Origin of the sequence: Rhodanobacter sp. C01 (assembly GCF_002001045.1) — a bacterium.
Lineage (GTDB): Bacteria > Pseudomonadota > Gammaproteobacteria > Xanthomonadales > Rhodanobacteraceae > Rhodanobacter.
In genome coordinates this window covers 241,155-254,120 of sequence record NZ_MUNR01000010.1, presented here as the reverse complement: position 1 = coordinate 254,120, position 12,966 = coordinate 241,155, and the positions used below count along the sequence as shown (strand labels likewise).

The following is a 12,966-nucleotide window of genomic DNA, read 5'->3' as shown; positions in this document are numbered from 1 at the left end:
ACGTCATTGGCGCTTGCCGCGCAGCGCCTTGATGAACAGGCCCATCGCCAGCAGGCCGAGCAGGAAGCCGATGCCGGCGCCCCACAAGGCACCGGTCTGGCCGGCGATCAGATAGCCCGCGCCGAAGCCCAATGGAAACAACAGCAGCATAGGCAGGCAGCCCATCGGATCGTTCCTGGTTTCAGTGCGCTGCAGTCAACGCATCGGGCAGCGACGGCGGATGCCGCAGCAGTGCGTGTTTCGCGGCCTGGGCTTCGGCGTCGGACAGTTCGATCAGCGGCACGAGCTTGTTGCCAACCAGGGCGGCCATCGCCACACCATCGCGGTACAGCACACGCGAGCCGGTCAGTGCCGGCACCTTGTCGCCGATCAGCACGGTGCCGACCAGATTCAATGGATCGCAACCGCTGAGGCAGACCAGCTCACCATCGTCTGCGCGCTGGCGCACGGCGCGCAGCGGCGCGATCGCTTCGGGCAGGGCGAACTGCTCGCCGACCAGACCTTCGACGAAGCGGCCACCGCGGATCTCGCCGCGTGCTTCCAGTCGGTGGTACACCCGCAGCAGATCGCGCCATGATGGCAACCACGGCGCCTCGCGTTCCAACAGCTTCCAGAACACCACGCCATAGCGACGCAGCAAGGTGCGCGCGATATGTTCGACCACTTCCGGATCTGGCTTGTCCCCTCCCTTGCCTTCAGGAGAACGCAGGAGCGCGGTGCTTTCCGTCGTGCCACGCGTCAACGACCAGCGGCCCGCATCCTCGATGCCGTTGAGCAGATGCCGGCGCAAACGACGCTGCCGACCAGCGTCGCGCTTGGCCGCCGGCAGCAGCAGGGCGCGCAGGCCGGCGAAGCTGTCAGCGCTGACACGGCCGGCGGCCACCAGCTCGCCCAGCGCGTCCTCCAGTTCGGTGCGTAGCAGATGGGTGACGCCGAGCAGCTCGTCGAAAAACAACGCGCCCTGTTCGCGCAGCGCATCGGCCACGGCCTTGGCGCGTGACGACAGCAGAATGTCCTGGGTGTTCTCGCCAGCTGCGATCGACGTCCACACGTTCATGCTGCGACGTGGCAACAGCACGATCGGTGTGCTGCGCAGCGGACCCCCACCGCCGCCACTGCCGGCACGCAGGCGCCCCCAGCTGATCCGCCCGGCGCGGCACAGCTCGTCCAGCCAGCTGATCGAATAATCGTTGATTCGCGCTGGCAGGATCTCCGCTTCCCACGCGCCGGCGGCTGCCTCGAAACCTTCCAGTTGCGTCAGTACGGCACTCAGCGCATCCGGTCCGCTCAGTCGGGTCGCCGCCGACACGTGCTGCCAGTCGAACAGGAAGCGCATCAGCTCGCGTCGACTGACCGGCTCGATCTCCCGGCGCAATCGGCCGAGGGTGTAACGGTGAATGCGCGCCAGCAGATGCCGCTCGCACCATTCCGTCGTGGTTGCGTCGGCACTGAAGCGACCCTGCATCACATAGCCCTCGGACTGCAGGCGCAGCAGGGCGTGTTCGATTTCGCTCACTTCGACCATCAGCGAATGGGCGAGTGCCGGTGCAGTGACCGGGCCGAGTCCGCCAAGGCGTTGGCGTATCAGCTCGAGCAAGGCATCCTCGCGCGTCCAAGCCTGTGTGGCGTATTCGGCGGGGGCGCTGATCGCCGGTTGCATCGATGCGGACGGATGCAGGGTCTGCCATAGCGGCAGCTTCTCGGCGGACGTCCAGCTCGGTCTTTCGATGATGAACAGGGTCGCGCGGTTGTTCCTGGCGAGTGCCTGCAGTCGCCCGCTCCAACCATTATTGGCTGCCACTTCGTCGGCAGTCACGAAGCCCAGCAAGCTCAGCGCCTCGTGCATCTCGTCCACGTCGCGCACCTGTGGCCACGCTTCGTCGCGCACGGCGGCAATCGCCTCGGGATCAAGTCGGCCCAGGTCGTCGGCGCTTTCGCCGTCGTTCCAGCGACGTGTCTGCACCGCCTGGGTGCGGCGCTCTTCCAGCGGTGCGTCGTCGAGGAAGGCGTATGGCGCGGCGTTCAACACTTCGGCGGCGAGCGGGCTCGGTGCGGTAAGGTCGCGCGCGATCACGCTGATCTCGCCGCTCTCCAGCCCGCGCAGGATGTGCAGCAGGCCATCCACATCCATGGCCTCGCGCAGGCAATCGTGCATGGTCTGGTTGACCAGCGGATGATCAGGCACCTCGCGCTCGCCCACGATGTTCTCCAGGCAGGCGACCTGGTCAGGGAACACCGCGGCGAGCAGGTCTTCGCTCTTCATCCGCTGCAACGGTGGCGGGGTTTTCTTGCCGCCGGTGAAGCGCGGCAGCGCCAGCGCCGTCACCGCGTTCCAGCGCCAGCGCGCGGGGAACAGCGGGGCATCGAGCAGGGCCTGGATCAGCACGTGCTCGGCAGTGTTCGAGTGCAGGTAATGCGCGACTTCCTCCAGCGGGAAACTGTGGCTGGTCGACAGCGACAGCACGATCGCGTCCTCGGTCGCCGCCGCCTGCAGCTCGAAGTTGAACTGGCGGCAGAAGCGCTTGCGCAACGCCAGCCCCCACGCGCGATTGATGCGGCTGCCCCACGGCGTGTGGATCACCAGCTGGGTGCCGCCCGATTCGTCGAAGAAGCGTTCCAGCACCAGCGTGTGCTGGGTCGGCAGCGCACCGAGGGCAGCTTTCGCGCGCGCCAGATAATAGGCGAGTTGCTGCGCGGCCGCTTCGCTCAACCCCAGTTGTTCGCGCAGCCATGTCACCGCGGCGGCTACGCCACCGGCATCCAGCTGCGCAGAGATTTCGTCACGCAGCCGCGATACGCCGAACGACAATTCCCTGCTGCGTCCCGGCGCCTCGCCCAGCCAGAACGGAATGCTCGGTGGTGCGCCGTGCGCGTCCTCCACCCGCAGGCGGTCGCGTTCGACGCGCTGGATACGATAGCTGGTGTTGCCGAGCTGGAAGATGTCGCCGGCCATGCTCTCGACCGCGAAATCCTCGTTGACCGTACCGACGATGATCGCCTGCGGTTCCAGCACCACCTTGTAGTCGGCGGTATCGGGAATGGTGCCGCCCGAGGTCAGTGCGGTGAGCCGCGCGCCGCGCCGCGCACGCAATTGCCGATGCACGGCATCGCGGTGGATGTATGCCGCGCGTGCGCCGCGCCGTGTGGTGAAGCCTTCGGCCAGCATGCGCACCACCGCATCGAAATCGGTGCGTGCGAGATCGCGATACGGATGCGCGCGGCGCACCAGGTCGTACAGTGCATCCTCGTCCCATTCCTGACAGGCGACTTCGGCGACGATCTGCTGGGCCAGCACGTCGAGCGGTTGCGGTGGCAGGATCAGCGCATCCAGCTCGTTGCGGCGCACGCAGTCCAGCAGCGCGGTGCATTCGATCAGGTCGTCGCGGGTGGCGGGGAACAGCCGCGCCTTCGGCGTGCCGTCGATGCTATGGCCGGAACGGCCGGCACGCTGCAGGAAGGCGGCGATCGAACGCGGTGAGCCAAGCTGGCAGACCAGGTCGACGTCGCCGATGTCGATGCCCAGTTCCAGCGACGCGGTCGCCACCAGCACCGACAGTTCGCCGCGCTTGAGCCGTTGCTCGGCATCCAGCCGCAGTTCCTTCGACAGACTGCCGTGATGGGCGGCGACGGTTTCCTTGCCGAGTCGCTCGGAGAGATACCGCGCCGCGCGTTCAGCCATCCGCCGCGTGTTGACGAAGACCAGGGTGGTGCGGTGCGCCTGCACCAGCTGGGCCAGCCGGTCATAGACCAGCTCCCAGCAGTCGTTCGACATCACCGCTTCCAGCGGCACCGGTGGTACTTCAATCGCGAGATCGCGTGCACGGGTGTGGCCCACGTCGATGATGGTGCAGCCATCATCGACAAGGTGGGCGGGACTGTTGACGGTCACCCCCGGTCCGCCCATGGAAGATGTTGATGGAGCGCCCACCAGAAACCGCGCAACCTCTTCGATCGGTTTCTGTGTCGCCGACAATCCGATCCGCAACAACCGCCGTTGGCACAGCGATTCCAGCCGCTCCAGCGACAGTGCCAGATGCGAGCCGCGCTTGCTGCCGGCGATCGCGTGGATCTCGTCGACGATCACCGTGCGTGTACCGGCCAGCATCGCGCGACCGGAGGCCGAACCGAGCAGCACGTAAAGCGACTCCGGCGTGGTCACCAGGATGTGTGGCGGCAGCTTGCGCAGCAGGTTGCGCTCCGCCTGTGGGGTGTCGCCGGTACGCACGGCGGTACGGATCGCCACATCGGGCAGGCCGAGCATCTCCAGTTCGACGCGGATGCCTTCCAGCGGGGCTTCCAGGTTGATGTGGATGTCGTTCGACAACGCCTTCAATGGCGACACGTAAACCACGGTGGTGGCATCCGTCAGCACGCCGCCATGCGCCACGCCCTCGCGCACCAGCGCGTCGATGGCTGCCAGAAACGCGGTCAGTGTCTTGCCCGAGCCGGTCGGCGCGGCGACCAGAGTGTGGTTGCCGGCACGTATCGATGGCCACGCCGCGGATTGCGCCGAGGTGGGTGCACTGAAGGTGCGACGAAACCAGCCGGCGACAGCCGGGTGGAAATCGTCAAGCGGACTGCGATCCAGGCGCATCGGTGGTTGCCCGTGCGGCGAAGCGAGAGAAGACACCCGATCTTATATGGGGATGCCGGCAAGCCACGCAATCCGCCATCGAATCCGCCCCAAATGGGGATATGGCTGACGGTGCAGATGCCGTTTCGGCATGTCACTATTCATGTACGGCCGTCGCAGGTCAGGGGCCCCGCTGGGGAATCCGGCGCGGCTCTCATGCGAAGGACTCCCATGTACGTTCTGCCATTGATTCTGCGCAAGGCCGCGTCACGGACGGCGGCATTCGGTTGTCTGATCCTGCTTGTGCTGGTGGGCCCGTGCGGCGCCACGGCGCAAGCCGCCAGCCTCGATCCGGCCGTGCTGCCGAAGATCCAGGCGGCCACGTTCGAGGTGGTGGCGGCCAAGCCGGTCGACGACCCGCTGACCTACGAGAAGCCGTTGCCGCTGGAGCTGCTGCCGTATCAGGAGCGCACCGACAAGTACTATTCGATCGGTACGGCATTCGCGATCGGCAACAACCGCTACGTCACCGCAGCGCACGTGCTGCAGGTCGGCAACGGCAGCCTGTGGGGCGAGCCCGCCCTGCGCGACGTCAGTGGTCACGTGTACGCGATCGACAAGATCGAGAAATTTTCGCTGCAGCAGGATTTCGTGGTGTTCTCGCTGGCCACGCAGCCCGCTGGTGCAACGGCACTGGAGATCGATGCCAAGCCGGCATTGAACCAGGTGGTCTACGCGGTGGGCAATGCACTGGGCACCGGTGTGGTGATCCGCGACGGCCTGTATACCTCCGACACGCCGGAAGACCAGGATGGGCGCTGGAAGTGGATGCGCTTCTCGGCAGCGGCGTCGCCCGGCAACAGTGGTGGTCCATTGCTGGACAAGGACGGCAAGCTGATCGGCATCGTGCTGATGAAATCGCAGAACGAGAATCTCAACTACGCGCTGCCGATCAGCATGGTGCTGAATGCACCGGACGGCCAGGCCGTGATGGACGCGCGCGGGGCCTATCAGCTCGATATTTTCGACACCACCCAGAACGGCACCTTCAAGGCGCAGTTCGCGTTGCCGCTGAGCCTTGGCGACTTCTATCGCAACTTCCAGACGCGTTTCAATGATTACAGTGATGAGCAATTGAAAGCATTGCTTGCCAAGACATCCGCCGACCTGTTTCCGAAAGGCGAAGGTTCTGCGCGGCTGCTGTATCAGCAGGCACAACTCAACAACTTCCCCACATTGATCGTGCGCGGCAGCAATGGAGAGTGGGCCCGTGCGGGTGGGCGGTCGCAGCATTTCGATCTAGATGGCAACGGTTATGTGGATACCGGTGCGGCAGGTCGCAACGGCCTGATCCATCTGCGCCGCCCGGACGGCGTGGACCCGGCGAAGTTCTATGCCGATGCGAAATTGCGCATGGATCTGCTGGCCAGAACCGGGATGTTCCAGCGCGAAGTGGGCAATGAGAAGGTCAAGATCACTTCGCTCGGCCACCCGACTTCCGAGTCGACGCACATCGACCGCTGGCAACGCCCCTGGCATGTCGAAGTCTGGCCGCTTCCCTATGCGAACGCGGTGGGCGTGCTGTATGTGCTGCCAGTGCCGGATGGCAGCGTGATGCTGAGCCGGCTTGTGCCTGCCGCCAGCGTGCATGACACGAGGCTCGATCTGGATGAACTGAGCAACTTCGTCTATCTCACCTACGAAGGCACGCTGGCGCAATGGAAGGCATTCCTCGCCGAGCCTGCCTTGCAGCCGGCTGCGCTCAAGAGCATCCACATCGACTTCGATTATGGCCACCGTTTCAGCTACGCATCATCGCGGGTGGCTTTTTCCTACACGAATGATGTGCAGCCGATCACGCCGGACAACATGTTGTGGCTCGGCTTCAGGTTCTTCCCTGACAACGGCCAGCCGGTCTGGGACGTCTCGGATATCGACATCTGGAAAACCACCGCCTCCGACGACCACAACAACGTCAACATCCAGCGTTACGCCACGCCGCCGGCCGGACTGGACGACGACCTCACGAGTCGCTGGCAGAAGTTGTCGCAGCGCCAATATCCCTACAATGGCGTGGCACGCCAGGAGGACGACTTGATGAAGATCGACGCCGTGGTCGCTCCTGCGGGCGTCAATGCGCCCTCGATCGTGTACACCGCTTTCTATGGCATCGAAGGCACACATCCGCAGGCCGAGATGAAGAGCAAGCTCGACCTGTTGATGAAGGACATGCGGGTCATGGAACATTGATCGAGGTGCCGTCGCCGGGATGCATGGCGAAGAGTGATTAGTGCCGCAGACAGTTCCTGGCGTCTGCGGCAGCGTTGGGCAGGTATCGCATGGACATCTGATGGCGAGCACAGACGTGGAACAACGAGGGCAATCGACGCAGCAGGATGACGACGCAACCGGGGCACGGGATGCGAGCTGGCTGACGATGGCCGATGGCCAGCAGCTGTTCCTGCGCGACTGGCCAAGGCCACAGGCGCGCGCTGCGGTGCTGATCGTGCATGGACTGGGTGAACACAGCGGCCGCTATCAGCAGCTCGCAGCCTGGTTCAACCAGCGCGGTTACGCGGTGCGCAGCTATGACCAGCGCGGGCACGGGCAGACGCCGGGCCGGCGCAGTGCACTGCGCCATCGCGACGATCTGCTGGAGGACCTGGCCACGGTCTACATCGACTACGCCAACGGATTGCCGCATGCGCCCTTGCTGCTTGGCCACAGCATGGGCGGGTTGGTCGCGGCGCGTACCGTGCTGGACGGCCGCATCACGCCGCCGGCGCTGCTGTTGTCATCGCCGGCGCTGCGCAGCTGGGAGTCACCCGGGATGGTGCGCCTGGCCCGTCTGCTGAGCCGGCTGCTGCCGAATTTGCCACTGCGTACCAGCCTGAAGGTCGACAAGCTCTCGCACGATCCGCAGGTGGTGCAGGCCTATCGCGACGATCCCTTGTGCACGGGCTGGATCACGCCGCGGCTGGCCGATTTCATCTTCCAGGCAGGCGCGGCATGCATTACCGAGGCCCCTACGCTGGCGGTCCCGACCCTGCTGCTGGTGGCCGACAGCGACGAACTGGTTGATCCGTCCGGCAGTCGCGCGTTTGCCAGAAAGGCGGCTGCCAGCGGCCAGCTGACCACGCGCTTCTTTTCCAATCTCTATCACGAGCTGTTCAACGAAGCCGAGCCCGGGCGCAGCCAGGTGCTGATGCAACTGGGCGACTGGCTGGGGCGACGGGTATGAGCAAGCGCTGTCCGTGACGCGGGATTGATTCTGCAACCCGGGCGCCTCGTCGGCGCCTCGCCGTTGCCATGAATTCCGGCGATACTCTCCTGCAAAGCCTAGGGAGAGGTTTCCATGTCACGTTCGCCGATCGTGTGCCTTTCGCGCAGCGCCACACTGCGCGCCTTCGTTTCACTGCTGCTGTGCCTGTCCATCGCCGCCTGTCATCGTGGCCATGAAGGCGACAAGCCGCCCTTGCAGGGAGTGCCGGCCAGCAGCACCTCGACACACGCGACAGCGAAGACGGACTTCGCGCTGGTCTCGGCCAGTTCCGAAGCCCAGGATTCGCGCACCGCGCTGACCCTGCGCTTCAATGCCGCGCTGGCTTCGGCGCAGGCCTTCGACACGCTGATTGCCGTGACCGGCCCGAACGGCGAAGTGGTCAGCGGCAGCTGGAGCCTGCAGGACGACGGCAAGACGCTGAATTTTCCGTTCGTGCAGTCGAACACGCACTATGCAGTACAGGTGCAGGCGGCCCTGCTGGCGGCGGATGGCCATACGCTGGGCCATGAAGTGAAGCATGACGTCTACTCCGGCAATCTGCCGGCGGCGGTCGGCTTTGCCTCGCATGGCAGCGTGCTGCCGGCGCGCGGCACGCGCGGCCTGCCGCTGGTGTCGGTGAATGTGCACGATGCCGACGTGGAATTCTTCCGCGTGCACGACGATGCGCTGTCGGACCTGTTCTGCGCCTATCCGCGCAACGGCCAGCGCGACAGCTACGAGCTCGACCACGACGTCAGCAGCTACAACACCTGCGGCAAGGACGACGACCAGCGCAGCAAGCGGCCGATCACGGACATCGCCGATTCGGTCTACGCCAACCACTACACGCTGGGCGGCGACCCGAACGAGCGCACGGTTACCTACCTGCCGGTGCAGGACATCCGCCAGTTGTCCGAACCGGGCGTGTACATGGCCGTGGTCAAGGCCGGTGGCACCTTCAAGGGCAGCTACGACACCGCCACGTTCTTCGTCAGCGACCTCGGCCTGCACCTGCGCGTATACCGCGACAACGTGCTGCTGCATGTGGCTTCGCTGCGTGACGGCTCGCCGGTCGACGGGGTCAATGTCGAGATCCGCGATGCCGACGGGCGTACCACCCTCAAGGCCACGACCGGCACCGACGGCAATGCGCTGGTTGCGTACAAGGTCAAGTCGTCCGACGTGCTGGTCGCGCGGCACGGCAAGGATGTCTCGGTGCTGCCGTTCAACCGGCCGGCGCTGGATGTGTCCAACTTCGACATCGCCGGTCGCAAGCAGGCGCCGTTCGAGGTGTATGCCTGGTCCGGCCGCGACCTGTACCGTCCCGGCGAGACGCTGCGCGCCTCGGCGCTTTTGCGTGATTACGACGGCAAGCCGATGAAGGCGCAGTCGCTGTTCGTGCGGGTGAAACAACCGGACGGACGTACCCTGGTGGAGAAGCAGCTGCAGCCACAGCAGCTCAACTATTTCGAACTGAGCCAGCTGATTCCGGCCGATGCGCCGACCGGCCTCTGGCAGCTGGAGTTCCGCCTCGATCCAGCCAGCAAGGAATCGGTGCAGGCCTTCCCGTTCCACGTCGAGGAATTCCTGCCTGAGCGGCTGAAGGTCGATCTGTCCAGCCCGCAAAAGCAGCTGGCGCCGGATGAACCGTTGAAGCTGAAAGTCGCATCCAGCTATCTCTACGGCGCGCCGGCCGACGGCAACCGCTTCACCGCCACCCTGCTGGTGGCACCGGAAGTGCACCCGATCGCGACGATGAAGGACACCTTCTTCGGCAATCCGCTGGTCGACCTGCCCAAGAGCGCCGACAACGTGGTCGACGCCAAGCTCGATGCACAAGGCGTGCTGCAGCAGGACGTGCCGCTGCCGGATGACGTCAAGCCGGTCGCGCCGCTGGCGGTAACCCTGTCCGGCAGCGTCTACGAGAGCGGCGGTCGTGCAGTCACCCGCCTGTTGCAGCGTACCTACTGGCCAGCCGATACCCTGGCCGGCGTGCGCCCGTTGTTCGATCCGAAGCAGGGCGCCGAGAGCGAAAGCCCGGTCGGTTTCGAGATCGTGCGTGCGAATGCCGATGGCAAGCTGGTCGCCGGCAGCCACCTGAAGGTGCGCCTGCAGCGCGAGCTGCGCGATTTCTACTGGCTGTACGAACGTGACGGCGGCTGGAAGTCGGATGCGAACCAGCACCTGCAACTGATCGAGGAAAAGGATGTCGACGTCGCCGCCGGCAAGTCGACCCATGTCGAATTTCCGGTCGAGTGGGGCAGCTATCGGGTCGAGGTATACGACCCGGCAACCAAGTTGACCACGGTGTTCCCGTTCTTCGCCGGCTACAGCTGGGATGACGAGAACCTCGGCAAGGAGGCGCGGCCTGACAAGGTCAAGCTGGCGCTTGACAAGGCGCGCTACCACGCCGGCGACACCATGAAGGTCACGGTGACGCCACCGCATGACGGTCCGGGCGTGTTGCTGGTGGAATCGGACCACCTGCTCTATACGAAGAACATCGACGCGAAAGCCGGTGCCACCTTCGACATCCCGGTGACGAAGGACTGGGAGCGCCACGATGTCTATGTCACCGCGATGGTCTTCCGCGGTGGCGAGGCGGACGAGCACACCACGCCGGCTCGTGCGATGGGCATCGAATACGTGGCGATGGATCGCAATGACCGGCGTATCCCGCTCAAGCTCGTCGCGCCGGCGATGATGCGTCCGGGCAACCCGCTCGATGTCACCGTGCAGGCGAGCGGACTGGCCGGCAAGCAGGCGTTCGTCACGCTGTCGGCGGTCGACCAGGGCGTGCTCAACATCACCAACTATCCGGTGCCGGATGCGTGGACATGGATGTTCGCCAAGCGTGCGCTCGGCATCGATGCGTATGATCTGTACAGCCGCATCATCGAGGCGATGGATGGCGAGCAGGCCAAGCTGCGCTATGGCGGCGACATGAGCGGCAAGGCGTTGCCAAAGGCCGCGCGGCTCAATCCGAAGGTGCAGATCGTGGACCTGTTCGCCGGTCCGGCCGCGTTCGATGCGCAGGGCCACGCCACGCTGCATGTGACCGTGCCGGACTTCAATGGCAGCCTGCGCCTCGCCGCGCTGGCCTATACCGACGAGCGCTACGGCAATGCCGACGGCAGCGTCACCGTGCGAGCGCCCCTGGTGGTCGAGCCGAGTACGCCGCGCGTGATGGCAGCGGGCGACAAGGCCGTGATCAGCCTCGACCTGAAGAACCTGTCCGGCAAGGACGGCGTTGCCAAGGTCAGTGTGAAGGGCGACGGGCTGATCGCGATCGACGACGCCAATCGCAGCGTGCCGCTCAAGGATGGTGCCGGCACCACGCTCAACATGCCGGTCACGGCCGCCGCGGGCGCTGCGGTGGCGAAGGTCGATATTCATGCCGAGCTCAACGACTACAAGGTGGACCGCCACTTCGAGTTCGCGGTGCGTCCGGCGTGGCCCGAAACCGTCAGCACCACGCCGCTGGCGCTGGAGGCAGGCAAGCCGCAGCATTTCGGGGCCGCTGTTGTGGCGGGCCTGCTGCCGGCGACCGTGCGCGCGCAGATCACCCTGAGCACGTTGCCGCCGCTGCCTTATGCGGCGGCCCTGCGCGGCATCCTCGACTATCCCTACGGCTGCATCGAGCAGACCACCAGCAAGGGCTACGCGGCACTCATTCTGGACGGCCAGACGGCCAAGGCGCTCGGCGCACCGGTGATGAGCGACGACGTGCGCAAGGCTGCCGTGGAAGGTGCGCTGGGAAGGATCGCCTCGTTCCAGGCCAGCAACGGCCACTTCAGCTTCTGGGGCGGTGACAGTCCGGTCGAGACATTCACCACGCCCTACGTGGTCGACTTCATGCTCGATGCCCGCGATGCCGGTTTCGCCGTGCCGCAGGATGTGTTGCAGAAGGCGCTGCAACGCCTCAACGACGACCTGCTCGCCGGTGGCCATCCGTACTACGGTTACGAGCATCACGATCACATGCGGATTGCCGACGAGGCCTATTCCGGTTTCGTGCTGGCACGCGTCAACCGGGCGCCGCTGGGTACCTTGCGGGCGATCTTCGACAACGACCGCAGCAAGCTGGTCGCGCCGCTGCCGCTGGTGCACCTGGGCATCGCGCTGAAGCTGATGGGCGACAACGAGCGTGCGCAGAAGGCGATCGCCGAAGCCTTTGCATGGAACAAGGAACGGCCGTGGTACGTCGGCGACTACGGCTCGGATCTGCGTGATCTCGCGCTGATGGTCGCGTTGACCCACAGCTACGGCATGAACAAGCCGGAGTACGACGCCAAGCTGGTCGACTGGGCCCGCAATGCCACCGCCAACGTGGTCGAACGCCAGAAGAGGGAGGCCAACTACCGCTGGTCGTGGTCCTACCTCAGTACGCAGGAACAGGCGGCGATCGCCCGCGTCGCCCGTGCCTTCGACGCGAAGGACGAGACCCCACTTGCGGCCACCATCACGGTGAACGGCAAGACCGAGCAGGCACCCAACCAACGCATGTGGAGTCGCGACCTCAGTGTGGCCGAGCTCAATGCGGGCGTCACTGTGACCCCCACCAGCCAGGCGGCGATCTTCGCCACGCTCGACGTGGCCGGCATTCCACAGAAGGCACCAGCGGCCGACCCGAGCCAGATCGACGTGCGGCGCAGCTACTTCACCACCGATGGCAAGCCGTGGACCGGCGACCAGTTGAAGGAGGGCGACACGCTGATCGTCGAGCTGACCATCGAGGCGCGTATGGACCTCCCCAACGCACTGGTCACCGACCTGCTGCCCGGCGGCCTGGAAGTGGAGAACCTCAATCTGAGCGGTGCACAGCAGTGGGCCGGCGTAGTGATCGACGGCATCGATCTCGATCAGCACACCTCGGCGGCCAACATCGTGCACGAGGAATATCGCGATGATCGTTACGCGGCCGCACTCAACCTGACCCGCGGTGATGCGGCACACGTGTTCTATCTGGTGCGTGCGGTCACGCCCGGCAGCTATAACGTGCCGCCGCCGCTGGTGGAGGACATGTACCGGCCTGCCGTGCGCGGCATCGGCAAGGTCGAGCCGGCGCGGATCAGCGTGGTCGAGCCGTAGCCATCACGAGGGCACCCGCGCGGAGGATTTCGCGTGGGTG

5 protein-coding genes are annotated in these 12,966 nt (G+C 65.4%); 3 read left to right on the top strand and 2 right to left on the bottom strand.

The genetic code is table 11. The features are described 5' to 3' along the window. Positions 1-3: 3 nt before the first annotated feature. Positions 4-165, bottom strand: a complete 162-nt coding sequence (locus B0E50_RS18175) for a hypothetical protein (RefSeq protein ID WP_168170847.1) — start codon at positions 163-165, stop codon at positions 4-6. 16 nt (positions 166-181) lie between these two features. Further along, the gene (locus B0E50_RS08545; RefSeq protein WP_077440762.1) at positions 182-4,594 is read right to left on the bottom strand and encodes a DEAD/DEAH box helicase; all 4,413 of its coding nucleotides are present in this window, start codon (positions 4,592-4,594) and stop codon (positions 182-184) included. 210 nt (positions 4,595-4,804) lie between these two features. On the opposite strand from B0E50_RS08545, the gene B0E50_RS08540 reads away from it, so the two are divergent. The 3 genes from B0E50_RS08540 (at position 4,805) to B0E50_RS08530 (ending at position 12,926) form a co-directional block, all read left to right on the top strand. Next, the gene (locus B0E50_RS08540) at positions 4,805-6,823 is read left to right on the top strand and encodes a serine protease (RefSeq protein WP_077440761.1); all 2,019 of its coding nucleotides are present in this window, start codon (positions 4,805-4,807) and stop codon (positions 6,821-6,823) included. Between the two features lie 187 nt (positions 6,824-7,010). Continuing rightward, entirely contained in the window at positions 7,011-7,814 is an 804-nt protein-coding gene (locus B0E50_RS08535; protein WP_254427234.1) for an alpha/beta hydrolase, read from the top strand. Between the two features lie 114 nt (positions 7,815-7,928). Beyond that, on the top strand, positions 7,929-12,926 hold the full coding sequence (locus B0E50_RS08530; protein ID WP_077440759.1) for an alpha-2-macroglobulin: 4,998 nt from the start codon (positions 7,929-7,931) through the stop codon (positions 12,924-12,926). Positions 12,927-12,966: the final 40 nt, after the last annotated feature.